A 25,060-nucleotide genomic window follows, 5' to 3' on the forward strand; every position below is an offset into this window, starting at 1 on the left:
GTGGCTTCCACGAACGACCTCAAGAACGGCCTGGTGCTCAAGCTCGACGGAGGCCAGCTCTGGTCCGTCGTCGAGTTCCAGCACGTCAAGCCCGGCAAGGGCCCGGCCTTCGTGCGCACCAAGCTCAAGAACGTGCTCTCCGGCAAGGTCGTCGACAAGACGTTCAACGCCGGCGTGAAGGTCGAGACGGCCACCATCGACCGCCGCGACATGCAGTTCTCGTACATGGACGGCGAGTACTTCGTCTTCATGGACATGGACACCTACGACCAGCTCATGGTCGACCGCAAGGCTGTCGGCGACGCCGCCAACTTCCTGATCGAGGGCTTCACCGCCTCCGTGGCCCAGCACGAGGGCGAGGTCCTCTACGTCGAGCTGCCGGCCGCCGTCGAGCTGACCATCCAGCACACCGACCCGGGCGTGCAGGGCGACCGCTCCACCGGCGGCACCAAGCCCGCCACGCTGGAGACCGGTTACGAGATCGGCGTCCCGCTCTTCATCACCACGGGTGAGAAGATCAAGGTCGACACCCGCACGGGCGACTACCTCGGCCGGGTGAACAGCTAACCGTGGCTGCTCGGAACACGGCCCGCAAGCGAGCCTTCCAGATCCTCTTCGAGGCCGACCAGCGCGGTGAGTCCGTGCAGACGGTCCTCGCGGACTGGGTGCGGCTCTCGCGGTCCGACACCCGTCAGCCGCCCGTCACCGAGTACACGATGGAGCTCGTCGAGGGGTACGCGCAGTACGCCGACCGGATCGACGACCTCATCATCACCTATGCCGTGGACTGGGAGATCGACCGCATGCCGGTCGTCGACCGGAACATCCTGCGGCTCGGTGCGTACGAGCTGATCTGGGTGGACGGGACGCCGGACGCGGTGGTGATCGACGAGGCGGTCCAGCTCGCCAAGGAGTTCTCCACCGACGATTCCCCGTCCTTCGTGAACGGCCTGCTGGCCCGTTTCAAGGACCTCAAGCCGAACCTTCGCCGGGAGGCCTAGCCTCCGGCGGCGTTCAGCCCACGAAGGGCCCACGGTCACGTGACCGTGGGCCCTTCGGCGTGCGGGGCCCCTGGTCGGGTCGTCGTTCGTGGTGGTGTGCCCCTGTCTCGGGGCGGGGGGTTCCGTCCTCAATCGCCGGACGGGCTTGGGGTGTCCGCCCCGGGTCGGGAGTTTGCCGTCGCCTTTCTCCGGTGGGTGGTGTCCGGGGCCCCTCCGGGGCGGGCGGTTCCGTCCTCAATCGCCGGACGGGCTTGATGGCCGGCGCCGTTCTCCGGGGGTGCGGTCGCCTTGGTTCGGTGGGTGGTGGTCCGGGGCCCCTCCGGGGTGTCTCCTCAAACGACGAACGTTCGGGTTCGTCGTCGGGGGAGCCCGGGTCTTTGTTCGTCGTCCTGCGGGGACCCCCCTGCACGTCCCCGGACCGGCCGGTGCGCGCCTGCGGGCGGGTGGGCCTTCCTGTCACGACCACCGGGGGGCCTTCTTGTTACGACCTCCGCGGCGTCTTCTTGTTACGACATCCGGGGGCGGGGGCCTGTTACGACCACCGGGGTGCAGACGCGGGTGATACATGGGTGGGGCCGTGCAGGGGAGTCCCCGCAGGGGCTGGCGCAGCTGCCGGGCTCGTCCGCGTTGCCGGCTTCCGCGCCAGTCCGGAGGAGACGCCCCGGAGGGGCACCACCCGCCCCACCACCGGGCAGGGGCGACGGCGCCCCCACGGCCCGGGGCGGACACCCAAGCCCGTCCGGCGATTGAGGACGGAACCTCGAACCCCGAACCCCGCACCGCAGGGATCGCGGCAGCAAAAACGCCGGGGTGCCCGGGGCCCGAATGGGGACCCGGGCAACCCGGCGTTACGTTTCTTCGGGGCTTGGGACCCGCTCGTCAGCCCTCGTCGTGGGCGACCGCGCGACGCGCGTCCGCGTCCAGGACACCCCAGCTGATCAGCTGCTCCGTGAGCACGGACGGCGACTGGTCGTAGATCACGGCCAGCGTGCGCAGGTCGTCCTGGCGGATCGAGAGCACCTTGCCGTTGTAGTCGCCGCGCTGGCTCTGGATGGTCGCCGCGTAGCGCTGCAGCGGGCCGGCCTTCTCCGGCGGCACATGGGCGAGGCGTTCCAGGTCCAGGACAAGCTTCGGCGGCGGCTCGGCGGCGCCGCCGGGCGTCGTACCGGGCAGAAGCTCCTGCACCGGGACACCGTAGAAGTCCGCCAGCTCGGCGAGACGCTGCACGGTCACGGCACGGTCGCCGCGCTCGTACGAACCGACCACGACGGCCTTCCAGCGGCCCTGGGACTTCTCCTCCACGCCGTGGAGGGAGAGGCCCTGCTGGGTGCGGATGGCACGGAGCTTGGCCCCGAGCTGTTTTGCGTATTCGCTGGACATAAGGCTCCCCGGACGAAGTCTGGTAACTCACTGTGAGGTTACGCAGCGTTACTTGGATGCGTCAAGCCGAATGGTCCGGACCGGCACCTCCCGGGGGGTGTGACCAGGGCTCTGGGTGAACCCTGGTAACGTTGATGACGCAATTTTCGACGTCCTTTAAGGTCCGTCCAGTGAGGCGGAGAAGGAGGTCCGTTTCTTATGGACGCACAGCACGAAGCCACCGGCAATGCGGCACGCCCCGTTCTGGAGGCTCCCGACATTGCCCGAGCACTGACTCGAATCGCCCACGAAATCGTCGAACGCGCCAAGGGCGCCGACGACGTGGTGCTGCTCGGAATCCCGACGCGAGGTGTTTTCCTCGCCGGCCGGCTCGCCGACAAGCTCGAGGAGATCACCGGCCGGAAGATGCCGGTCGGCTCGCTCGACATCACGATGTACCGCGACGACCTGCGGATGCGCCCGGCGCGCGCCCTGGCCCGCACCGAGATTCCCGGCGAGGGCATCGAGGGCCGGCTGGTCGTCCTGGTCGACGACGTGCTCTTCTCCGGCCGCACGATCCGCGCCGCGCTCGACGCGCTCGGCGACATCGGCCGGCCCCGTGCGGTGCAGCTCGCGGTCCTCGTCGACCGCGGTCACCGCGAACTTCCGATCCGTGCCGACTACGTCGGCAAGAACCTCCCCACGTCGCTGCGGGAGACGGTCAAGGTCCAGCTCGCCGAGGAGGACGGCCGCGACGCCGTGCTGCTCGGTGTCCAGCAGACCGCCCCGGCAGGCGCGCAGTAGCCGTCTTCACCCGTACGGCCCACGTCGGGCCGTACGGCGGCTTCCGCACGCCTGCATGCCTGATCCCTCCAGTCACCCGGAGAACACCCAGATGAAGCGCCACCTCATCTCGGCCGCCGACCTCACCCGCGACGACGCCGTGCTGATCCTCGACACCGCCGAGGAGATGGCCCGCGTCGCGGACCGGCCGATCAAGAAACTCCCGACCCTGCGCGGCCGTACCGTCGTCAACCTCTTCTTCGAGGACTCGACGCGTACCCGGATCTCCTTCGAGGCGGCCGCCAAGCGCCTCTCCGCAGATGTCATCAACTTCTCCGCGAAGGGCTCGTCCGTTTCCAAGGGCGAGTCGCTCAAGGACACCGCGCTGACGCTGGAGGCGATGGGCGCGGACGCCGTCGTCATCCGGCACGGCGCCTCCGGTGCCCCGTACCGCCTCGCCACCTCCGGCTGGATCGACGGTGCGGTCGTCAACGCCGGTGACGGCACCCACGAGCACCCGACCCAGGCCCTCCTGGACGCCTTCACCATGCGCCGCAGGCTGGTCGGGGCCGATGCCGGGCTCGGCCGTGACCTGGACGGACGCCGGATCACGATCGTCGGCGACATCCTGCACAGCCGGGTCGCCCGCTCCAACGTCCACCTGCTGCACACTCTCGGCGCCCACGTCACTCTGGTGGCCCCGCCGACCCTCGTCCCGGTGGGTGTCGAGCAGTGGCCGTGCGACGTCAGCTACAGCCTTGACGACGTGCTGGCGAAGTCCGACGCGGTGATGATGCTGCGTGTGCAGCGCGAACGGATGAACGCCGCGTACTTCCCGACCGAGCGCGAGTACTCCCGCCGCTACGGTCTGGACGGTGAGCGCATGGCGAAGATGCCCGAGCACGCCATCGTCATGCACCCCGGCCCGATGGTCCGCGGCATGGAGATCACCGCCGAGGTCGCCGACTCCGACCGCTGCACGGTCGTCGAGCAGGTCGCGAACGGCGTCTCGATCCGCATGGCTGTCCTGTATCTGCTGCTGGGCGGCTCCGAGCCCGCCACCCCCTCCCGTACCGAGGAGAACAAGTAACCATGAGCAAGATCCTTATCCGCGGCGCGAAGATCCTCGGTGGCGAGCCCCAGGACGTCCTGATCGACGGCGAGACCATCGCGCAGGTCGGCACCGGCATCGACGCCGGTGACGCCATGGTGGTCGAGGCCGAGGGGCAGATCCTGCTGCCCGGCCTGGTCGACCTCCACACCCACCTGCGCGAGCCCGGCCGCGAGGACTCCGAGACCGTCCTCACCGGCACCAAGGCGGCGGCTGTCGGCGGCTTCACCGCCGTGCACGCCATGGCCAACACCTTCCCGGTCGCCGACACCGCCGGCGTCGTCGAGCAGGTCTGGCGGCTCGGCAAGGAGTCCGGCTACTGCGATGTGCAGCCGATCGGCGCCGTCACCGTCGGCCTGGAGGGCAAGCACCTCGCCGAACTGGGCGCGATGCACGATTCGGCCGCTGGAGTGAAGGTCTTCTCCGACGACGGCAAGTGCGTCGACGACGCCGTGATCATGCGACGTGCGCTGGAGTACGTGAAGGCGTTCGACGGCGTCGTCGCCCAGCACGCCCAGGAGCCCCGCCTCACCGAGGGCGCCGAGATGAACGAGGGCATCGTCTCCGCCGAGCTCGGCCTCGGAGGCTGGCCCGCCGTGGCGGAGGAGTCGATCATCGCCCGCGATGTGCTGCTCGCCGCCCACGTCGACTCCCGGGTGCACATCTGCCACCTGTCGACCGCCGGCTCGGTCGAGATCGTCCGCTGGGCCAAGTCCAAGGGCTGGAACGTCACCGCCGAGGTCACCCCGCACCACCTGCTCCTCACCGACGAGCTCGTACGGTCGTACAACCCGGTCTACAAGGTGAACCCGCCGCTGCGCACCGAGACCGACGTGCTGGCCCTGCGCGAGGCGCTCGCCGACGGCACGATCGACTGCGTCGCCACCGACCACGCCCCGCACCCGCACGAGGACAAGGACTGCGAGTGGGCCGCGGCCGCCATGGGCATGGTGGGTCTGGAGACGGCACTCTCCGTCGTCCAGCAGACGATGGTCGAGACCGGCCTGCTCGACTGGGCGGGCGTCGCCGACCGGATGTCGTTCCGTCCGGCCGCCATCGGCCGGCTCGACGGACACGGCCGTCCCGTCGCGGCCGGTGAGCCTGCCAACCTCACGCTGGTCGATCCGGCATACCGTGGAGTCGTGGACCCCGCGGGCTTCGCCTCCCGCAGCCGCAACACCCCGTACGAGGGGCGCGAGCTGCCGGGTCGCGTCACCCACACCTTCCTGCGGGGCCGTGCCACGGTCGTCGACGGGAAGCTCGCGTGACATCACTCACCCCCTTGTACCAGCTGGCCGCCGAACAGAAGTCGGCGGACGTGACCGACTGGTCCGCCCGCATCAGCTGGGTGATCGGCCTGATCGTCTTCATCGCCTTCGTCTACTGGCTGATGCGCCAGGGATGGAAGTGGCGGGGGAGCCTGCAGTCCGATCTGCCGGAGCTCGCCTCCACACCGGAGGGGTACGCGGACGGCCGGCCGCTGCTGACCATGACCGGTCGCTACCACGCCTCGACGACCGCCGGGCAGTGGCTCGACCGGATCGTCGCCCACGGGCTCGGCACCCGCAGCCGGGTCGAACTGACCCTCACCGAGCAGGGCCTCGACGTCGTACGGCCCGGGGCGGCCGACTTCTTCGTCCCGGCCGCCGCACTGCGTGACGCCCGGCTCGACATGGGCATCGCGGGCAAGGTCCTGCCCGAGGGCGGCCTGCTCATCATCACCTGGGCGCACGGCGACAAGCTGATCGATTCCGGCTTCCGCTCCGACCACTCGGCCGAACACCCGGCCTGGGTCGACGCCATCCACCACCTCACCGACAGCACTACGGAAGGCATCGCACGATGACGACCTCCACTCGGGGAGCCGCCAAAGCTCCCGCCGTACTCGTCCTGGAGGACGGCCGCGCCTTCCGCGGCCGCGCCTACGGGGCGGTGGGGGAGACCTTCGGCGAGGCGGTGTTCTCCACCGGCATGACCGGCTACCAGGAGACGCTGACCGACCCGTCGTACCACCGCCAGGTCGTCGTGATGACCGCCCCGCACGTCGGCAACACCGGTGTGAACGACGAGGACCCCGAGTCGCAGCGGATCTGGGTCGCGGGCTACGTCGTCCGGGACCCCGCCCGGGTGCCCTCCAACTGGCGCTCGCAGCGCTCGCTGGACGAGGAGCTCGAGCGCCAGGGCGTCGTCGGCATCAGCGGCATCGACACCCGCGCCCTCACCCGCCACCTGCGCGAGCGCGGCGCCATGCGCGTCGGCATCTTCTCCGGCGACGCCGTCGCCGACGAGGCCACGCTGCTGGCCCGCGTCAAGGAAGCCCCCGAGATGGTGGGCGCCGACCTCTCCGCCGAGGTCGCGACCAAGGAGACGTACGTCGTCCCCGCCATCGGCACCAAGAAGTTCACCGTCGCCGCGATCGACCTCGGAATCAAGGGCATGACCCCGCACCGGATGGCCGAGCGCGGCATCGAGGTGCACGTCCTGCCCGCCACCGCCACACTCGACGAGGTGTACGCGGTCGAGCCCGACGGAGTCTTCTTCTCCAACGGCCCCGGCGACCCGGCCACCGCCGATCACCCGGTCTCCGTCATGCAGGGCGTCCTTGAGCGGAAGACCCCGCTCTTCGGCATCTGCTTCGGCAACCAGATCCTGGGCCGCGCCCTGGGCTTCGGCACCTACAAGCTGAAGTACGGCCACCGCGGCATCAACCAGCCGGTGCAGGACCGCACGACCGGCAAGGTCGAGGTCACCGCGCACAACCACGGCTTCGCCGTGGACGCCCCGCTGGACAAGGTGTCCGACACGAAGTTCGGCCGCGCCGAGGTCTCCCACGTGTGCCTGAACGACCAGGTCGTCGAGGGGCTGCAGCTCCTCGACCAGCCGGCCTTCAGCGTCCAGTACCACCCCGAGGCAGCGGCCGGCCCGCACGACGCCGCGTACCTGTTCGACCGTTTCGTTTCCCTGATGGAGGGCCAGCGTGCCTAAGCGCTCCGATATCCAGTCCGTCCTGGTCATCGGCTCCGGCCCGATCGTCATCGGACAGGCCGCCGAGTTCGACTACTCCGGCACCCAGGCCTGCCGCGTCCTCAAGGCCGAGGGCCTGCGCGTCATCCTGGTGAACTCCAACCCGGCGACGATCATGACCGACCCGGAGATCGCCGACGCCACGTACGTCGAGCCGATCACCCCCGAGTTCGTCGAGAAGATCATCGCCAAGGAGCGCCCCGACGCGCTGCTTCCGACGCTGGGCGGCCAGACCGCGCTCAACACCGCGATCTCCATGCACGAGAACGGTGTGCTCGAGAAGTACGGCGTCGAGCTCATCGGTGCCAACGTCGAGGCCATCAACAAGGGCGAGGACCGCGACCTCTTCAAGGGCGTCGTCGAGGCCGTCAAGGCCAAGATCGGCTACGGCGAGTCCGCCCGCTCGGTCATCTGCCACTCCATGGACGACGTGCTCAAGGGCGTCGACACGCTCGGCGGCTACCCCGTCGTCGTGCGCCCCTCCTTCACCATGGGCGGCGCCGGTTCCGGTTTCGCGCACGACGAGGACGAACTGCGCCGCATCGCCGGGCAGGGCCTCACGCTCTCCCCGACCACCGAGGTGCTCCTGGAGGAGTCCATCCTCGGCTGGAAGGAGTACGAGCTGGAGCTGATGCGCGACAAGAACGACAACGTCGTGGTCGTCTGCTCCATCGAGAACTTCGACCCGATGGGCGTCCACACCGGTGACTCGATCACCGTCGCCCCGGCGATGACCCTCACCGACCGCGAGTACCAGCGGCTGCGCGACATCGGCATCGCGATCATCCGCGAGGTCGGCGTCGACACCGGCGGCTGCAACATCCAGTTCGCCATCGATCCGACCGACGGCCGGATCATCGTCATCGAGATGAACCCGCGGGTCTCCCGCTCCTCGGCGCTGGCGTCCAAGGCCACCGGCTTCCCGATCGCCAAGATCGCCGCCAAGCTGGCCGTCGGTTACACGCTCGACGAGATCCCCAACGACATCACCGAGAAGACCCCGGCCTCCTTCGAGCCGACGCTCGACTACGTCGTGGTCAAGGCCCCCCGGTTCGCCTTCGAGAAGTTCCCGTCCGCCGACTCCACCCTCACCACCACCATGAAGTCGGTGGGCGAGGCCATGGCGATCGGCCGCAACTTCACCGAGGCGCTGCAGAAGGCGCTGCGCTCCCTGGAGAAGAAGGGCTCGCAGTTCACCTTCACCGGCGAGCCCGGCGACAAGGCCGAGCTGCTCGCCGAGGCGGTCCGGCCGACCGACGGCCGCATCAACACGGTCATGCAGGCGATCCGGGCCGGCGCCGGCCAGGAAGAGGTCTTCGACGCCACGAAGATCGACCCCTGGTTCGTCGACCAGCTGTTCCTGATCAAGGAGATCGCCGACGACCTGGCCGCCGCCGACAAGCTCGACCCCGAGCTGCTCGCCGAGGCCAAGCGGCACGGCTTCTCCGACGCCCAGATCGCCGAGATCCGCGATCTGCGCGAGGACGTCGTCCGCGAGGTGCGGCACGCGCTCGGTATCCGCCCGGTCTACAAGACGGTCGACACCTGCGCCGCCGAGTTCGCCGCGAACACGCCGTACTTCTACTCCTCGTACGACGAGGAGAACGAGGTCGCGACCCGTACCAAGCCCGCGGTGATCATCCTCGGCTCGGGCCCCAACCGCATCGGCCAGGGCATCGAGTTCGACTACTCCTGCGTCCACGCCTCCTTCGCGCTGAGCGACGCCGGTTACGAGACCGTGATGGTCAACTGCAACCCGGAGACGGTCTCCACCGACTACGACACCTCCGACCGCCTGTACTTCGAGCCCCTGACGCTCGAGGACGTGCTGGAGATCGTGCACGCCGAGTCCCTCGCGGGCCCGATCGCCGGTGTCGTCGTCCAGCTCGGCGGCCAGACCCCGCTGGGCCTGTCGCAGGCGCTCAAGGACAACGGTGTGCCGGTCGTCGGCACCTCCCCGGAGGCGATCCACGCCGCCGAGGACCGCGGCGCCTTCGGCCGCGTGCTGGCCGAGGCCGGCCTGCCGGCCCCGAAGCACGGCACCGCCACCACCTTCGCCGAGGCCAAGGCCATCGCCGACGAGATCGGCTACCCCGTCCTGGTCCGCCCGTCGTACGTGCTCGGCGGCCGCGGCATGGAGATCGTGTACGACGAGGCGCGCCTCTCCTCGTACATCGCCGAGTCCACCGAGATCAGCCCCACCCGGCCGGTCCTGGTCGACCGCTTCCTCGACGACGCGATCGAGATCGACGTCGACGCGCTCTACGACGGCACCGAGCTCTACCTCGGCGGCGTCATGGAGCACATCGAGGAGGCCGGCATCCACTCCGGCGACTCCGCCTGCGCGCTGCCCCCGATCACCCTCGGCGGCTACGACATCAAGCGGCTGCGCGCCTCCACCGAGGGCATCGCCAAGGGCGTCGGCGTCCGCGGACTGATCAACATCCAGTTCGCGCTCTCCGGCGACATCCTGTACGTGCTGGAGGCCAACCCGCGCGCCTCGCGCACCGTCCCCTTCACCTCGAAGGCGACCGCGGTCCCGCTCGCCAAGGCCGCCGCCCGCATCTCGCTGGGCGCGACCATCGCGGAGCTGCGCGAGGAGGGCCTGCTGCCGAAGAACGGCGACGGCGGCACCCTGCCGCTCGACGCGCCGATCTCCGTCAAGGAGGCCGTCATGCCGTGGTCGCGGTTCCGCGACATCCACGGCCGGGGCGTCGACACGGTCCTCGGCCCGGAGATGCGCTCCACCGGTGAGGTCATGGGCATCGACTCGGTCTTCGGCACGGCGTACGCCAAGTCGCAGGCCGGCGCGTACGGCCCGCTGCCCACCAAGGGCCGTGCCTTCATCTCCGTCGCCAACCGCGACAAGCGCTCGATGATCTTCCCCGCGCGCGAGCTCGTCGCCCACGGCTTCGAACTGCTGGCCACCTCCGGCACCGCCGAGGTGCTCAAGCGCAACGGCATCCACGCCACGGTCGTGCGCAAGCAGTCCGAGGGCGTCGGCCCGCAGGGTGAGAGGACCATCGTCCAGCTCATCCACGACGGCGAGGTCGACCTCATCGTCAACACGCCGTACGGCACGGGTGGCCGCCTCGACGGCTACGAGATCCGTACCGCGGCCGTCGCCCGGTCCGTGCCCTGCCTCACGACGGTCCAGGCGCTCGCCGCCGCCGTCCAGGGCATCGACGCACTCAACCACGGAGACGTCGGCGTACGTTCCCTCCAGGAACACGCGGAACATCTGACCGCGGCGCGCGACTAGCAGGCCCAGCAGGGGGACACCGGAAACGGTGTCCCCCTCTCTGTGAGGACACCGAGGACACCCGATGTACAAGTTCTTCTTCCAGCTGGTCTTCAAGCGGATGGACCCGGAGCAGGCCCACTACCTGGCCTTCCGGTGGATCCGCCTCGCGGCCCGCATCCCCGTGCTGCGTACGTTCGTCGCGGCGGCGCTCGCCCCCCGCTACCAGGAGCTGCGCACCGAGGCACTCGGCCTGCGCATGCACGGCCCGTTCGGCCTCGCCGCGGGCTTCGACAAGAACGCCGTCGCGATCGACGGCATGTCCATGCTCGGCTTCGACCACATCGAGATCGGCACGGTCACCGGCGAACCCCAGCCCGGCAACCCCAAGCAGCGGCTCTTCCGCCTCGTGGCGGACCGCGCGCTGATCAACCGCATGGGGTTCAACAACGAGGGCTCCGCGGCCGTCGCCGAGCGCCTGGCCGCCCGCAAGCCGGTCTTCAGGACGACGGTCGGCGTCAACATCGGCAAGACCAAGGTCGTGCCGGAGGCCGAGGCCGTCGGCGACTACGTCAAGTCCACCGAGCGGCTCGCCCGCCACGCCGACTACCTCGTCGTCAACGTCTCCTCGCCCAACACGCCCGGCCTGCGCAACCTGCAGGCCACCGAGGCCCTGCGCCCGCTGCTCACCGCCGTGCGTGAGGCGGCCGACCGGACCGTCACCGACCGCCGGGTCCCGCTCCTCGTCAAGATCGCCCCCGATCTCGCGGACGAGGACGTCGACGCGGTGGCCGACCTCGCGGTCGAGCTCGGCCTGGACGGCATCATCGCCACCAACACCACCATCGCCCGCGACGGCCTCGGGCTGAAGTCCGCGCCGTCGCTGGTCAAGGAGACGGGCGGACTCTCCGGCGCACCCCTCAAGGCGCGCTCCCTGGCGGTCCTGAGCCGTCTGTACGCCCGCGTGGGCGACCGGATCACCCTGGTGGGGGTCGGCGGCATCGAGACCGCCGAGGACGCCTGGCAGCGGATCCTCGCCGGTGCCACCCTCGTCCAGGGCTACAGCGCCTTCATCTACGAGGGCCCGTTCTACGCCCGCGCGATCCACAAGGGCCTGGCCGCGCGCCTCGCCGCCTCCCCGTACGCCACCCTCGCCGAGGCCGTCGGCGCCGACACCCGGAAGGTCATGAAGTGACCCTCGAACCATTCGGCGCGCGCCTGCGCCACGCCATGGACACCCGCGGGCCGCTCTGTGTCGGCATCGACCCGCATGCCTCGCTGCTGACCTCCTGGGGTCTCAACGACGACGTCGCGGGCCTGGAGCGGTTCACCCGTACCGTCGTCGAGGCGCTGGCCGACCGGGTCGCGGTCCTCAAGCCGCAGTCCGCGTTCTTCGAAAGGTTCGGCTCGCGCGGCATCGCCGTTCTGGAGAAGGCCGTCCAGGAGGCGAGGGCGGCCGGCGCGCTCGTTCTGATGGACGCCAAGCGCGGGGACATCGGCTCCACCATGGGCGCCTACGCGGCGACCTATCTGGAGAAGGGCTCGCCGCTGTTCTCCGACGCGCTCACCGTCTCGCCGTACCTCGGCTTCGGATCGCTGCGCCCGGCGCTCGACGCGGCCGTCATCTCGGGTGCGGGCGTCTTCGTCCTCGGCCTCACCTCCAACCCGGAGGGCGCCGAGGTGCAGCGCGCCACCTCCGCCGACGGCCGCTCGCTGGCCCAGCTGATGCTCGACCACGTGGCGGCCGAGAACGAGGGCGCCGCACCGCTTGGCTCGGTCGGCGTTGTGATCGGCGCCACACTCGGCGACGCGGGCGTGAATCTTGCGGTCAACGGACCGCTGCTGGCGCCGGGCATCGGTGCACAGGGCGCCACCCCCGCCGATCTGCCGGGTGTCTTCGGCGCCGCGGTGGGCAATGTGCTGCCGAGCGTGAGCCGCGGCGTACTGCGCCACGGACCGGATGCGGCAGGGCTGCGCGAAGCCGCCGAGCGGCTCACGGACGAGGTCCGTGCGGCCGTCTCGGAAAGCTGACCATGCCACGTAACAGCGTGTTGGTGGAATCCTGACCAAAAATCTCGGTTGTTATGCCTTAAATGTCCCAGTCGGGCAAGGCTGACCAGGACTTTTCGTTGGTTCTCGCTGACTCGGGCGGCCTTGGCCGCTAGTCTCCGTCGAGAGCCACGTGCACAGGTTGTTCGTTGCTCACCAGGTGTGGGGCGATCACGTTCCTCACCGGGTCCGTATCCGACAGATCGACATCCGAGGTGACGTAGGCGTGGCTCTTCCGCCCCTTACCCCTGAACAGCGCGCAGCCGCGCTCGAAAAGGCCGCCGCGGCTCGCCGGGAGCGGGCCGAGGTCAAGAATCGACTCAAGCACTCCGGCGCCTCGCTCCACGAGGTCATCAAGCAGGGCCAGGAGAACGACGTCATCGGGAAGATGAAGGTCTCCGCCCTGCTCGAGTCCCTGCCGGGCGTGGGCAAGGTCCGCGCCAAGCAGATCATGGAGCGGCTCGGCATCTCCGAGAGCCGCCGGGTCCGGGGTCTCGGCTCCAACCAGATTGCCTCCCTGGAGCGAGAGTTCGGCGGCTCTCCCGCCTGACGTTCTCAGGCACCCCCGAGAACGGGGATAATCGCTCCATGGCTGCAACATCCCGGGGGACGTCCCCCGTACCCCCGGACGTACGTCCGCGGCTGACCGTGCTCTCCGGCCCCTCGGGGGTCGGCAAGAGCACGGTCGTCGCCCATATGCGCAAGGTCCACCCCGAGGTCTGGCTCTCGGTGTCGGCGACGACCCGCAAGCCGCGCCCCGGCGAGCGCAACGGCGTCCACTACTTCTTCGTGGACAACGACGAGTTCGACAAGCTGATCGCCAACGGCGAACTGCTGGAGTGGGCCGAGTTCGCCGGCAACCGGTACGGCACGCCGCGCCGGGCCGTGCTCGAACGCCTTGAGGCGGGCGAGCCGGTCCTCCTGGAGATCGATCTCCAGGGAGCGCGGCTGGTCCGCCAGTCGATGTCCGACGCCCGGCTGGTCTTCCTCGCTCCGCCGAGCTGGGACGAGCTGGTGCGCCGGCTCACCGGCCGAGGGACCGAGGCGCCTGAGGTCATCGAGCGACGACTCGCGGCTGCCAAGATCGAACTCGCGGCCGAATCCGAGTTCGATACGACGCTGGTCAACACCTCCGTCGAGGACGTGGCGCGTGAGCTGCTAGCCTTGATGCTTCAGGCTTCCGCCCGCCGTGAGAGCAGCGACTGACGCAGCCGACCCGGAGCAGCATCCCGGCGGAATCCGCACTGTCAAAGATCTCTTTGATTTTTACCCCCTTCGGAAGGCAGAGAGTGTCCTCTTCCATCACCACGCCCGAGGGCATCATCAACCCGCCGATTGATGAGCTCCTCGAGGCCACCGACTCGAAGTACAGCCTTGTGATCTACGCCGCCAAGCGTGCGCGTCAGATCAACGCGTACTACTCGCAGCTCGGCGAGGGCCTCCTCGAGTACGTCGGTCCGCTCGTCGACACCCACGTGCACGAGAAGCCGCTGTCGATCGCGCTCCGCGAGATCAACGCGGGCCTGCTGACCTCCGAGGCCATCGAGGGCCCCGCGCAGTAAGCAGGAACTGCACTTCACCACAGGCCCGGCGGTCACCACCGTCGGGCCTGTGGTGTGTCCGGGGCCACGGGAGCGCCCCTGACGCCGTGAGGCAGCATGGGGGTGTACGTATCCGAGTACGTACACGTACGTATCCGAGTGCGGGGAGACGCAGTGGACAAGCCGAAGGTCGTTCTGGGTGTCAGCGGGGGCATCGCCGCCTACAAGGCGTGCGAGCTGCTGCGGCGGCTGACCGAATCCGGTCATGACGTACGGGTCGTCCCGACCTCGTCCGCGCTCCACTTCGTGGGCGCCGCCACCTGGTCGGCGCTCTCCGGCCACCCCGTGTCGACCGAGGTCTGGAACGACGTCCACGAGGTGCCGCACGTACGCATCGGCCAGGACGCCGACCTCGTCGTGGTCGCCCCCGCGACCGCCGACATGCTGGCCAAGGCCGCCCACGGCCTTGCCGACGACCTGCTCACCAACACGCTGCTCACCGCCCGCTGTCCGGTGGTCTTCGCGCCCGCCATGCACACCGAGATGTGGGAGCACCCCGCCACCCGGGAGAACGTAGCCACGCTCCGCCGCCGGGGCGCCGTCGTCATCGAGCCCGCCGTCGGCCGGCTCACCGGCGTGGACACCGGCAAGGGCCGGCTGCCCGATCCCGGTGAGATCTTCGAGGTCTGCCGCCGGGTGCTGGCCCGCGGGCCCGTCGCACCCGACCTGGTGGGGCGGCATGTGGTGATCAGCGCGGGCGGCACCCGGGAGTCGCTCGATCCGGTCCGCTACCTCGGCAACCGCTCCTCGGGCAAGCAGGGGTACGCGCTCGCCCGCACCGCGGTCGCCCGCGGCGCCCGGGTCACGCTCGTCGAGGCCAACACCGGGCTGCCTGACCCGTCAGGTGCCGACGTCGTCCGGGTCGGCACCGCGGTGCAGCTGCGCGAAGCCGTGCTGAAGGCCGCGGCCGACGCCGATGTCGTGGTGATGGCGGCCGCGGTCGCCGACTTCCGCCCGGCCGAGTACGCCGAGGGGAAGATCAAGAAGAAGGATGGCCAGGAGCCCGCCCCGATCGTGCTCGTCCGCAATCCGGACATCCTTGCCGAGGTCTCCGCCGAGCGGGCCGCGCCGGACCAGATCGTCGTCGGTTTCGCCGCCGAGACGGACGACGTCCTCGCCAACGGCCGGGAGAAGCTCCGCCGCAAGGGCTGCGATCTCCTCGTCGTCAACGAGGTGGGGGAGCGCAAGACCTTCGGCTCGGAGGAGAACGAAGCGGTGGTGCTCGCGGCCGACGGCGGCGAGACGCCGGTCCCGTACGGCCCCAAGGAAGGGCTCGCCGACACGGTCTGGGACCTTGTGGTGGAACGTTTCGCGTAAATTTCACGTTTCACCCGTGAGGAGTCCAGAACCCGCCGAATGCGGGCACGCGGGGCGCCCCGAGAGAGTGATTTTCCCACCGCGACCGGCAGTGCCGCTGGTCACAGAACTCCCAAAGGGCGAGACACGTTGTCCGACAACCGACAGCGACCGATAAACTGGGCCCCGGACCGTGCCGGGCGCAGCTCCCGGCCGTCCGCCAATGATCAGCCAGCAGCCGCTGCAACCCCAGGGAGCGATGTGTCCCGCCGTCTCTTCACCTCGGAATCCGTCACCGAGGGTCACCCCGACAAGATCGCTGACCAGATCAGCGACACCATTCTCGATGCCCTCCTGCGCGAGGACCCGACTTCGCGCGTCGCCGTCGAGACCTTGATCACCACCGGTCTGGTGCACGTCGCGGGTGAGGTCACGACCAAGGCCTACGCCGATATCCCGACGCTGGTACGCAACAAGATCCTGGAGATCGGCTACGACTCGTCCAAGAAGGGCTTCGACGGCGCCTCCTGCGGTGTCTCGGTGTCCATCGGCGCCCAGTCGCCCGACATCGCCCAGGGTGTCGACACCGCCTACGAGAAGCGGGTCGAGGGTGCCTCCCGGAGGGCCGAGGAGGACGAGCTCGACAAGCAGGGCGCGGGCGACCAGGGCCTGATGTTCGGCTACGCCTGCGACGAGACCCCGGAGCTCATGCCGCTCCCGATCTACGTCGCGCACCGGCTCTCGCGCAGGCTGTCCGAGGTCCGCAAGAACGGGACAATCCCGTACCTGCGCCCCGACGGCAAGACCCAGGTCACCATCGAGTACGACGGCGACAAGGCCGTCCGTCTCGACACGGTCGTCGTCTCCTCGCAGCACGCCAGCGACATCGACCTGGACTCGCTGCTCGCCCCCGACATCCGCGAGTTCGTCGTCGAGCACGTCCTCGCGCAGCTGATCGAGGACGGCATCAAGCTGGACACCGACGGCTACCGGCTGCTGGTCAACCCGACCGGCCGTTTCGAGATCGGCGGCCCGATGGGCGACGCCGGTCTGACCGGCCGCAAGATCATCATCGACACCTACGGCGGCATGGCCCGCCACGGCGGTGGCGCCTTCTCGGGCAAGGACCCGTCGAAGGTGGACCGCTCGGCGGCGTACGCGATGCGCTGGGTCGCCAAGAACGTCGTCGCGGCGGGCCTCGCGGCCCGTTGCGAGGTGCAGGTTGCGTACGCGATCGGCAAGGCCGAGCCGGTGGGCCTGTTCGTCGAGACGTTCGGCACCGCCACGGTCGAGACCGAGAAGATCGAGCACGCCATCGGCGAGGTCTTCGACCTGCGCCCGGCCGCGATCATCCGCGACCTCGACCTGCTGCGTCCGATCTACGCCCAGACCGCGGCGTACGGCCACTTCGGCCGCGAGCTTCCCGACTTCACCTGGGAGCGCACGGACCGCGTGGACGCACTGCGTACGGCGGCCGGTCTGTAGGCCTGCCGCTCTTCGCCCGTACGCCGGGGCCCGGACGCCGCACGCGGTGTCCGGGCCCCGGTGCGTGCGGCCCCGGCCGGGCACGGAGAAGGGTTCTCGGGCGTGACTGTGCAGTCGCACCGTCCGCCCGGGCCGCTGTCAGTGCTGTCTGGTAGGAATTTGGCTGTGAGCAGCGACAACAAGCAGTCCGCGGAGCCCGAGGGCGGGGCGCCGGAGCAGCTTGCGCTCATTCGGGAGACAGTGCGGAAGGCGAAGGTGCCGCGGGCCAAGCCGCGGACCTGGCGGGGAGCCGCGCTCGCCAAGGAACTGCCCGTCGCCCGGGTGCTGGTCAACAAGGGCGTGCTCCATCTCGACCAGTATTTCGACTACGCCGTGCCGGAGGAGCTCGACGCCGAGGCACAGCCCGGGGTGCGGGTGCGGGTGCGGTTCGGCGCCGGGGGGCGCAACGTCCGCGGCGGACGGCGCGAGGGCGGTGGGCTGATCGACGGGTTCCTCGTCGAGCGGCGTGCCGAGTCGGACTACCCGGGGGCGCTCGCCGCGCTCGCCTATGTCGTATCGCCCGAGCCGGTGCTCGGACCCGAGCTTCTCGCCCTGTCGCGGGCCGTGGCCGACCGGTATGCGGGCAGTCTCGCCGATGTGCTCCAGCTCGCCGTGCCGCCCCGGAACGGGCGGGCCGAGTCCAAGCCGTCTCCGCAGCCGCTGCCGCCGCCTCCGGCGCCGTCGGCCGGGACCTGGGAGCGGTACGAGCAGGGGCCCGCGTTCCTGCGGGCGCTGGCCGAGGGCGGAGCGCCCCGGGCCGTGTGGACCGCACTGCCGGGGCCGCACTGGCCTCAGGAGATCGCCCGGGCCGTCGCCGCGACCCTGGCCTCGGGGAGGGGCGCTCTCGTCGTCGTACCGGACGGGCGCAGCGCCGGGCGGGTCGACGCCGCGCTCACGGACGTGCTGGGGGCCGGCCGCCACGCGCTGCTGACCGCCGATTCAGGGCCCGAGAAGCGGTACCGGGAGTGGCTCGCCGTACGGCGCGGATCCGTGCGGGCGGTGGTCGGGACACGGGCCGCGATGTTCGCACCGGTCGCGGACCTGGGCCTGGTCGCCGTGTGGGACGACGGCGACTCCAGCCACAGCGACGACAACGCCCCGTTCCCGCACGTCCGGGAGGTCCTGGAACTGCGGGCCGCGCACGGCCGGTGCGCGTTCCTGCTCGGGGGGACGAACTGCACGGTGGAGGCGGCCCAGCTGGTGGAGAGCGGCTGGGCGCTGCCGCTGCGCGCGGATCGCGAACAGCTGCGGATCGCGGCGCCGCTGATCCGTACCGTCGGCGACGGCGAGCTGGCACGGGACGGGGCGGCCCGGGCGGCGCGGCTGCCCAGCCTCGCCTGGCAGACCGTACGGGACGGGCTGCGCAGCGGACCGGTGCTCGTGCAGGTGCCGCGCCGTGGGTACGCACCGCGGCTGGCCTGCGAACGCTGCCGCGAACCCGCCCGGTGCCGGCACTGCGCGGGCCCCCTGGAGGCGCCGGACCAGCAGGATCTCGACTGCGCCTGGTGCGGCCGGGCCGAAACCGCCTGGCACTGTGCCGCCTGTGGCGCGGGCCGGCTGCGGGCCCGGATCGTCGGCGCCCGCAGGACCGCCGAAGAGCTGGGGCGGGCGTTCCCCGCAGTGCCCGTGCGCACCTCCGGGCGCGACCATGTCCTGGAGTCCGTGCCGGACGTGCCCGCGCTGGTGGTCAGCACCCCCGGCGCCGAGCCCGTCGCCGAGGGGGGTTACGCGGCCGCACTGCTGCTGGACGGCTGGGCGATGCTCGGCCGCCCCGACCTGCGGGCCGGCGAGGAGGCGCTGCGCCGCTGGACGGCCGCCGCCTCGCTGGTAAGGGGGCAGCCGGAGGGCGGCACGGTGGTCATCGTCGCCGAACCGACACTGCGGCCGGTCCAGGCGCTGGTGCGCTGGGACCCGGTCGGCCACGCCCGCCGGGAGCTGGCGGAGCGTGCGGAGCTGGGCTTCCCGCCGGTCTCCCGGATGGCCGCGGTGACCGGTCCGCCGGAGGCGCTCGCCGCCTTCCTCGCCGCCGCCGAACTGCCACCGGAGGCCGAGGTGCTCGGACCCGTTCCGGTGCCCGCCGCCGAGCCGGGCCGGCCCCGAAGGCCGTGGGACGCACCGGTGGGGGCGAGCTGGGAGCGGGTCCTGCTCCGGGTGCCGCCGGGCAGCGGTGCGGCGCTGGCCGCCGCGCTGAAGACCGCGCAGGCGGCGCGGATGGCCAGGGGGAATGGCGATCCGGTACGGATCAGGATCGATCCCCCTGACATCGGCTGACGCAGGGGAACAGCGGTCGGTGCTGCCGCGCCCGTACAGGTGCTGCAGGTGCGCCTGTACACGTCCTGAAGGTGCGTGGCCTGCCGCCCCCGAACGGCAGGCCACATACGACTGCCCCTCCGTGCGCCCGGCACGGTGGGGCAGAGGGGGGATCGGTCAGCCGTTGCGCGGCCCGGGGAAGGCCCCGGGACGCAGGTCCTCGCGCAGGGACGGGCGGTCCGATGAGGGCTGCGGCGGCATCGAGCGCGCCGCGGGTACGGCGGGCAGCGCCGGGGCCGTGCCCGACCCGGGCGTCACGGGCAGCGGACGCCCCACCGCGGTTTCGGCGGACAGGTCCGCCCCCGGCTGCGGGGTGGTGCGGCGGGCACCGTAGCGGCGGTGGACCGCCTGCTTGGTGACTCCGAGGGCGGAGCCCACGGCATCCCAGGAGAAGCCCAGTGAGCGGTCGAAGTCCACTGCCGCCGTCACGAGGGTCTCGACGCTGTCCCGCAGTTCCTGGGCCAGTCTGACGGTGGGGGCCGGGGCCCTGCCGTAGACGACGAAGCCCGTGGAGGGGCCGGAGCGGCGCGGACGGTAGACGTTGCCCAGTTGGGCCGTGAGCGTGCGCAGTGCGTCCACCTGCCGCCGGACCCGCTCGATGTCCCGCACCAACAGATGCAGGCTGGCCCGCGCTTGGGCGTCGTGGGTTGCGTGGTCGGCCATGAAGAAGCCTCTCGAACCGGCGTGGAAAGGGGCCGGGCCGCACCGTGGCGGCCCGCTACGGTCAATCTCTCTTGACCAACGCGTCACCGGGGGCTGTGGTCACGCTTCAGGGGCGTACGCGCATATACGCGGGGCGCACGGCCATGCGTACGCCCCCGGGCGGTTGCCGCCTAGACTGGTGCGTTGCTCGTCACCGTAACGTTTCGGCCTGAGAGGCAGTCAGCCACCCATGAAGCTCGTCTTCGCAGGCACCCCCGAGGTAGCCGTACCCGCACTGGACGCCCTGATCTCCTCCGGCCGGCACGAAGTCGCCGCCGTCGTCACCCGCCCCGACGCACCCGCCGGGCGCGGCCGCCGACTGGTTGCCAGCCCCGTCGCGGAGCGCGCCGAGGAGGCCGGGATCGAGGTGCTGAAGCCCGCCCGGCCGCGCGACGAGGGCTTCCTCGCACGGCTGCGGGAGATCGCCCCGGACTGCTGCCCGGTCGTCGCCTACGGGGCGCTGCTGCCCAAGACCGCACTCGACATCCCCGCCCGGGGCTGGGTCAATCTCCACTTCTCGCTGCTTCCCGCCTGGCGCGGCGCGGCCCCCGTCCAGCACGCGGTGATGGCCGGCGACGAGGTCACCGGTGCCTCGACCTTCCTGATCGAGGAGGGACTCGATTCCGGACCGGTGTACGGCGTCCTCACGGAAGAGGTGCGGCCCACGGACACCAGCGGGGACCTGCTCACCCGGCTCGCGTTCGCCGGCGCAGGGCTGCTCGCCGCGACCATGGACGGCATCGAGGACGGCACCCTGCACGCCGTGCCGCAGTCGGAGGGGGGCGTCACGCTCGCCCCGAAGATCACCGTCGAGGACGCCCAGGTGCAGTGGTCGGCGCCCGCACTGCGGGTCGACCGGGTGGTACGCGGCTGCACCCCGGCTCCCGGAGCGTGGACGCTCTTCCGGGGGGAGCGCCTCAAGCTCATTCAGGCCGTGCCCGTCCTGGACCGCGCCGACCTGGCGCCCGGCGAGCTCTCGGCCGGAAAGAACCATGTGTACGTCGGTACGGGATCGCATGCCGTCGAGCTGCTCTGGGTCCAGCCGCAGGGCAAGAAGCCGATGCGTGCCGCGGACTGGGCGCGCGGGGTGCGGATCGCTCAGGGGGAGCTGATCGGGTCCTGAGGGCTGTCCCGTGATCCCCGGCGGGCGCACGACGGCAGCTGCGGCACCTCGCCGTGTTGCCGGAACGCCCGAACACGCGCCGTACGAGGACGCTCCTCCGCCGTGCGATGCACCACGTCCGACGCCGTGCGCCGATCCACCAGGGACGACGGGACAGACCGCAGGGCCACTCGCCTCCGGCGGCCCTCCCTCGGCCGGTGGGCGGGCTTGATCCGTGGGCGACGTTACGCTGGGAGGGTTCGTCCCCTCACCCTCAGCGGAGCACCTTTCACGTGAACGACCAGCAGCGTCGCCGTCCCGCCAAGCCGCACCGCCGCCCCCAGAAGGACCCGGTCCGGTTCCTCGCCTTCGAGGCGCTGCGGGCGGTCGACGAGCGGGATGCGTATGCCAACCTCGTCCTGCCTCCCCTGCTGAAGAAGGCCCGGGCCAAGGGCGACTTCGACGCCAGGGACGCGGCGCTGGCGACGGAGCTGGTCTACGGGACGCTGCGGCGCCAGGGAACGTACGACGCGATCGTCGCGGCCTGCATCGACCGGCCGCTGCGTGAGGTCGACCCGCCGGTCCTCGACGTCCTGAACATGGGCGTGCACCAGTTGCTCGGCACCCGTATCCCCACCCACGCGGCGGTCTCCGCCAGCGTGGAGCTGGCCCGGGTGGTGCTCGGCGAGGGGCGAGCCAAGTTCGTCAACGCCGTACTGCGGAAGGTCGCCGCGGACGACCTCGACGGCTGGGTGGCACGCGTCGCCCCGTCGTACGACGAGGACGCCGAGGACCACCTTGCCGTCGTGCACTCGCATCCGCGGTGGATCGTCTCCGCCCTCTGGGACGCGCTGGGCAGCGGCCGCGCCGGGATCGAGGACCTGCTCGAGGCCGACAACGAACGGCCCGAGGTCACCCTCGTCGCCCGCCCCGGCCGCTCCACCACCGATGAGCTGCTCACGGCCCTGGGCGACGAGAACGGCCTGCCCGGCCGCTGGTCGCCGTTCGCCGTACGGATGGCCGAGGGCGGCGAGCCCGGTGCCCTGAGCGCCGTGCAGGAAGGCCGGGCGGGGGTCCAGGACGAGGGCAGCCAGCTGGTGGCCGCCGCCCTTGCCAACGCGCCGGTCGACGGCAGCGACACCCGGTGGCTCGACGGCTGCGCCGGACCCGGTGGCAAGGCCGCCCTCCTTGCCGCCCTCGCCGCCGAACGGGGCGCCGCTCTGCTCGCCGCCGAGAAGCAGCCGCACCGGGCCCGGCTCGTCGAGCGTGCGCTGGCGGGCAATCCGGGCCCCTACCAGGTCGTCACCGCCGACGGCACCCGCCCGCCGTGGCGGTCCGAGTCTTTCGACCGTGTCCTGATGGACGTACCGTGCTCCGGCCTGGGCGCGCTGCGCCGCCGCCCGGAGGCCCGCTGGCGCCGCCGGGCGGAGGACCTGGAGAGTTTCGCGCCGCTGCAACGTGGTCTGCTGCGGGAGGCGTTGAAGGCCGTGCGGGTCGGCGGGATCGTCGGATACGCGACGTGCTCGCCGCATCTCGCCGAGACCCGCGTGGTCGTCGAGGACGTGCTCAAGGGCCGCGGCGGTGAGCCGGTCGAGGCGGAGTGGGTGGACGCGCGCCCGCTGATGCCGGGCGTGCCCGCGCTGGGCGACGGGCCCGACGTCCAGCTGTGGCCGCATCTGCACGGTACGGACGCCATGTATCTGGCCCTGCTGCGACGTACCGCCTGAGACCGGGGGCGGCGGCTCGGCAGGTGCCCGGGCGCGGGCCCGACGGCATTGCGTGACGGAACCCCCGGCCGTGCGGTGGGCCCTGCGGACCAGGGTCCGCCGCCGCAGGGCCGGTGCGGCCTCGGAACGGCCCCGGGCGGGTCGAAACGTCCGGATCACGCAGCCCCGCCCCCTGGATTTCGCGAACTGTAATGATCCCGTGAGGCTTTGGTCCGCACCGGGGCGGGGAAGCGCCGCGGAACATGGCAGGCTTGGCACATGGCCCAGATCAACCCGAGCATCCTGTCCGCCGACTTCGCCCGCCTCGCCGAGGAGGCGAAGGCGGTCGAAGGCGCCGACTGGCTCCACGTCGATGTCATGGACAACCACTTTGTGCCCAATCTGACCCTCGGCGTGCCGATCGTGGAGTCGCTCAGCCGGGCCACGGATATCCCGCTGGACTGCCACCTGATGATCGAGGCCCCGGACCGCTGGGCGCCGCAGTACGTCGAGGCGGGAGCCGGTTCGGTCACCTTCCACGCGGAGGCCGCGGCAGCGCCCGTACGGCTGGCACGGGAGATCCGGGCCAAGGGCGCCCGCGCCTCGATGGCGCTCAAGCCCGCGACGCCCATCGAGCCGTACGAGGACCTGCTCCCCGAGCTCGACATGCTGCTGATCATGACGGTGGAGCCGGGCTTCGGCGGCCAGGCCTTCCTGGACATCATGCTGCCGAAGATCCGCCGTACCCGGGAACTGATCTCCAAGCACGGTCTGGAGCTGTGGCTCCAGGTCGACGGCGGTGTCTCCGAGTCCACCATCGAGCGGTGCGCCGAGGCCGGTGCGGATGTCTTCGTCGCCGGTTCGGCGGTGTACGGAGCCCAGGATCCGGCCGAGGCGGTACGCGCCCTGCGTGCCCAGGCGGACGGGACCATCGCCTCGGCGGCCTGGGCGTGCAACCACTGACGCCGCCTGCGGCGTCGGCAGTGACGGGCCGAACCCGCTCCGGCCACCGGTTGCCGGTCGGTCCGGCCACGTGCAGATGAACGCGGTCCGACGGGACCGATCAAGGACCGCCGGATCTGACAGGATGAACGGCGTATCGAGCGTGTGAACAGCAGTGAGGAGATCGCGGTGTCTGCTATGTCGGCGGGACGGTCCGCCCTGCGGATGGGGCCCGCGGAGCTGGTCCAGGCGGCGGCCATGGCCCGCCGCTTCTACCTCGAGGGAAAGTCGAAGATCCAGATCGCCGAGGAGTTCGGCGTCAGCCGCTTCAAGGTGGCCCGGGTTCTGGAGACGGCGCTCGAGCGTGACCTCGTCCGGATCGAGATCCGCGTCCCCGCGGAGCTGGACGCGGAGCGTTCCGACGCGCTGCGGTCCCGCTACGGGCTGCGGCACGCGGTCGTCGTCGAGTCTCCCGCGGAGGAGCAGGACGACGCCGCCGACCCGGAGAACCTGGGCGAGGTCGCAGCCGAGCTCCTCGGTGAGCTGGTGAACGAAGGCGATGTGCTGGGCCTGGCCTGGGGCCGGTCCACCATCCACATGGCGGCGGCCCTCGACCGGCTGCCGCCGTGCACGGTCGTGCAGCTGACCGGCGTGTACGACGCGGGAACCGCCGAGCGCGGCTCGGTCGAGGCGGTCCGGCGGGCCGCGCAGGTGTCCGGCGGCGAGGCCCACCCGATCTATGCGCCGATGCTGCTGCCCGACCCGGCGACGGCCGCCGCGCTGCGCCACCAGACGGGCATCGCCCGTGCCTTCGAGTACTTCGACAAGGTGACGGTCGCCGCGGTTTCGATCGGCTCCTGGGAGCCGGGCATCTCCACCGTCCACGACATGCTCAGCGACGAGGAGCGGGCGCACTACGCGTCGCTCGGCGTCGCCGCCGAGATGTCCGCGCACCTCTTCGACACGGAGGGGCGCCGGGTCGGCCGCGACCTCGGCGAGCGGTGCATCACCGTCGAGGCGGACCGGCTGCGGCGGATCCCCGAGGTGGTGGCGATCGCGGGCGGTCAGCGCAAGGCCGCGGCGATCGGGGCGGTCCTGCGGTCCGGTCTGGTCACCAGCCTGGTGACGGACACGGCCGCCGCCGACTATCTGCTCACGGAGTCCGCCGCGCCGAAGCGGCCCGCGCTGGAGCGTGCCGACCCTGACGGGAACTGAGCCGGAGCGGGGGCGGACGGCACCCTGCACCGGGGCGGGGGGCCGGCGTGGCGCTGAGCCGGCCGGTGGCCGGTGCGGGGGCTGACCGGAGCGG

The 25,060-nt window shown here is 71.1% G+C and carries 22 protein-coding genes; 20 read left to right on the forward strand and 2 right to left on the reverse strand.

Annotated features, from left to right (window positions below; translation table 11 throughout):
- Entirely contained in the window at positions 1-567 is a 567-nt protein-coding gene (efp, locus tag OG878_RS32350; protein WP_030918902.1) for an elongation factor P, read from the forward strand.
- A 2-nt stretch (positions 568-569) separates the two neighbouring features.
- Positions 570-1,001, forward strand: coding sequence for a transcription antitermination factor NusB (gene nusB, locus OG878_RS32355; RefSeq protein WP_030918905.1), 432 nt, complete (start codon positions 570-572; stop codon positions 999-1,001).
- 879 nt (positions 1,002-1,880) lie between these two features.
- Here nusB and bldD read toward each other — a convergent pair.
- Positions 1,881-2,381 carry a transcriptional regulator BldD gene (bldD, locus tag OG878_RS32360; RefSeq protein ID WP_014157378.1) on the reverse strand — a complete coding sequence of 167 codons (501 nt, stop codon included), beginning with the start codon at positions 2,379-2,381 and terminating at the stop codon, positions 1,881-1,883.
- Positions 2,382-2,579: 198 nt separating this feature from the next.
- Here bldD and pyrR point away from each other — a divergent pair, with 198 nt between their 5' ends.
- From pyrR to OG878_RS32430, 14 genes are all read left to right on the forward strand, one after another.
- A complete protein-coding gene (gene pyrR, locus OG878_RS32365; protein ID WP_328890053.1) occupies positions 2,580-3,164 on the forward strand; it encodes a bifunctional pyr operon transcriptional regulator/uracil phosphoribosyltransferase PyrR in 585 nt (194 codons plus the stop codon).
- Between the two features lie 91 nt (positions 3,165-3,255).
- The gene (locus OG878_RS32370) at positions 3,256-4,233 is read left to right on the forward strand and encodes an aspartate carbamoyltransferase catalytic subunit (protein WP_328891457.1); all 978 of its coding nucleotides are present in this window, start codon (positions 3,256-3,258) and stop codon (positions 4,231-4,233) included.
- 2 nt (positions 4,234-4,235) lie between these two features.
- Entirely contained in the window at positions 4,236-5,522 is a 1,287-nt protein-coding gene (locus tag OG878_RS32375) for a dihydroorotase (protein WP_328890054.1), read from the forward strand.
- Entirely contained in the window at positions 5,519-6,100 is a 582-nt protein-coding gene (locus OG878_RS32380; RefSeq protein WP_328890055.1) for a PH-like domain-containing protein, read from the forward strand. Before OG878_RS32375 ends, OG878_RS32380 begins: the two co-directional genes overlap by 4 nt.
- The gene (carA, locus tag OG878_RS32385; RefSeq protein ID WP_328890056.1) at positions 6,097-7,239 is read left to right on the forward strand and encodes a glutamine-hydrolyzing carbamoyl-phosphate synthase small subunit; all 1,143 of its coding nucleotides are present in this window, start codon (positions 6,097-6,099) and stop codon (positions 7,237-7,239) included. The genes OG878_RS32380 and carA overlap by 4 nt, the downstream gene beginning before the upstream one ends.
- Positions 7,232-10,540, forward strand: coding sequence for a carbamoyl-phosphate synthase large subunit (gene carB / locus OG878_RS32390; RefSeq protein ID WP_328890057.1), 3,309 nt, complete (start codon positions 7,232-7,234; stop codon positions 10,538-10,540). The genes carA and carB overlap by 8 nt, the downstream gene beginning before the upstream one ends.
- Before the next feature lie 64 nt (positions 10,541-10,604).
- Entirely contained in the window at positions 10,605-11,714 is a 1,110-nt protein-coding gene (locus OG878_RS32395) for a quinone-dependent dihydroorotate dehydrogenase (protein WP_328890058.1), read from the forward strand.
- Complete coding sequence (pyrF, locus tag OG878_RS32400; protein ID WP_328890059.1) at positions 11,711-12,550, forward strand: orotidine-5'-phosphate decarboxylase; 840 nt, start codon at positions 11,711-11,713, stop codon at positions 12,548-12,550. Before OG878_RS32395 ends, pyrF begins: the two co-directional genes overlap by 4 nt.
- Positions 12,551-12,794: 244 nt before the next feature.
- Positions 12,795-13,118 (forward strand): integration host factor, encoded by a 324-nt coding sequence (locus tag OG878_RS32405; RefSeq protein WP_003970367.1) that lies wholly within the window; start codon positions 12,795-12,797, stop codon positions 13,116-13,118.
- Between the two features lie 38 nt (positions 13,119-13,156).
- Entirely contained in the window at positions 13,157-13,774 is a 618-nt protein-coding gene (gene gmk / locus OG878_RS32410) for a guanylate kinase (protein ID WP_328890060.1), read from the forward strand.
- 83 nt (positions 13,775-13,857) lie between these two features.
- A complete protein-coding gene (gene rpoZ / locus OG878_RS32415) occupies positions 13,858-14,130 on the forward strand; it encodes a DNA-directed RNA polymerase subunit omega (protein ID WP_003970369.1) in 273 nt (90 codons plus the stop codon).
- 153 nt (positions 14,131-14,283) lie between these two features.
- The gene (coaBC, locus tag OG878_RS32420) at positions 14,284-15,486 is read left to right on the forward strand and encodes a bifunctional phosphopantothenoylcysteine decarboxylase/phosphopantothenate--cysteine ligase CoaBC (protein ID WP_328890061.1); all 1,203 of its coding nucleotides are present in this window, start codon (positions 14,284-14,286) and stop codon (positions 15,484-15,486) included.
- A 240-nt stretch (positions 15,487-15,726) separates the two neighbouring features.
- Entirely contained in the window at positions 15,727-16,950 is a 1,224-nt protein-coding gene (gene metK, locus OG878_RS32425) for a methionine adenosyltransferase (RefSeq protein WP_328890062.1), read from the forward strand.
- Positions 16,951-17,115: 165 nt separating this feature from the next.
- Entirely contained in the window at positions 17,116-19,260 is a 2,145-nt protein-coding gene (locus OG878_RS32430; RefSeq protein ID WP_328890063.1) for a primosomal protein N', read from the forward strand.
- Positions 19,261-19,416: 156 nt separating this feature from the next.
- Here OG878_RS32430 and OG878_RS32435 read toward each other — a convergent pair whose 3' ends face one another.
- On the reverse strand, positions 19,417-19,962 hold the full coding sequence (locus tag OG878_RS32435; RefSeq protein ID WP_328890064.1) for a hypothetical protein: 546 nt from the start codon (positions 19,960-19,962) through the stop codon (positions 19,417-19,419).
- Between the two features lie 229 nt (positions 19,963-20,191).
- Here OG878_RS32435 and fmt point away from each other — a divergent pair, with 229 nt between their 5' ends.
- The 4 genes from fmt (at position 20,192) to OG878_RS32455 (ending at position 24,966) form a co-directional block, all read left to right on the forward strand.
- On the forward strand, positions 20,192-21,124 hold the full coding sequence (fmt, locus tag OG878_RS32440) for a methionyl-tRNA formyltransferase (protein WP_328890065.1): 933 nt from the start codon (positions 20,192-20,194) through the stop codon (positions 21,122-21,124).
- A 272-nt stretch (positions 21,125-21,396) separates the two neighbouring features.
- On the forward strand, positions 21,397-22,830 hold the full coding sequence (locus OG878_RS32445; protein ID WP_328890066.1) for an RsmB/NOP family class I SAM-dependent RNA methyltransferase: 1,434 nt from the start codon (positions 21,397-21,399) through the stop codon (positions 22,828-22,830).
- A gap of 258 nt (positions 22,831-23,088) precedes the next feature.
- On the forward strand, positions 23,089-23,772 hold the full coding sequence (gene rpe, locus OG878_RS32450; protein WP_328890067.1) for a ribulose-phosphate 3-epimerase: 684 nt from the start codon (positions 23,089-23,091) through the stop codon (positions 23,770-23,772).
- 177 nt (positions 23,773-23,949) lie between these two features.
- Positions 23,950-24,966 (forward strand): sugar-binding transcriptional regulator, encoded by a 1,017-nt coding sequence (locus OG878_RS32455; RefSeq protein ID WP_328891458.1) that lies wholly within the window; start codon positions 23,950-23,952, stop codon positions 24,964-24,966.
- The last annotated feature ends 94 nt before the right edge of the window (positions 24,967-25,060 follow it).

It is taken from the genome of Streptomyces sp. NBC_00316 (assembly GCF_036158715.1).
Taxonomy (GTDB): Bacteria; Actinomycetota; Actinomycetes; order Streptomycetales; family Streptomycetaceae; genus Streptomyces.

Excerpts from the sequence above, each read along its gene's own strand:
- bldD (WP_014157378.1), bottom strand. The coding sequence starts at position 2,381 with ATGTCCAGCGAATACGCAAAACAGCTCGGGGCCAAGCTCCGTGCCATC.
- pyrR (WP_328890053.1), top strand. The coding sequence starts at position 2,580 with ATGGACGCACAGCACGAAGCCACCGGCAATGCGGCACGCCCCGTTCTG.
- OG878_RS32370 (WP_328891457.1), top strand. The coding sequence starts at position 3,256 with ATGAAGCGCCACCTCATCTCGGCCGCCGACCTCACCCGCGACGACGCC.
- OG878_RS32375 (WP_328890054.1), top strand. The coding sequence starts at position 4,236 with ATGAGCAAGATCCTTATCCGCGGCGCGAAGATCCTCGGTGGCGAGCCC.
- carA (WP_328890056.1), top strand. The coding sequence starts at position 6,097 with ATGACGACCTCCACTCGGGGAGCCGCCAAAGCTCCCGCCGTACTCGTC.
- OG878_RS32395 (WP_328890058.1), top strand. The coding sequence starts at position 10,605 with ATGTACAAGTTCTTCTTCCAGCTGGTCTTCAAGCGGATGGACCCGGAG.
- gmk (WP_328890060.1), top strand. The coding sequence starts at position 13,157 with ATGGCTGCAACATCCCGGGGGACGTCCCCCGTACCCCCGGACGTACGT.
- OG878_RS32435 (WP_328890064.1), bottom strand. The coding sequence starts at position 19,962 with ATGGCCGACCACGCAACCCACGACGCCCAAGCGCGGGCCAGCCTGCAT.
- fmt (WP_328890065.1), top strand. The coding sequence starts at position 20,192 with ATGAAGCTCGTCTTCGCAGGCACCCCCGAGGTAGCCGTACCCGCACTG.
- rpe (WP_328890067.1), top strand. The coding sequence starts at position 23,089 with ATGGCCCAGATCAACCCGAGCATCCTGTCCGCCGACTTCGCCCGCCTC.
- OG878_RS32455 (WP_328891458.1), top strand. The coding sequence starts at position 23,950 with ATGTCGGCGGGACGGTCCGCCCTGCGGATGGGGCCCGCGGAGCTGGTC.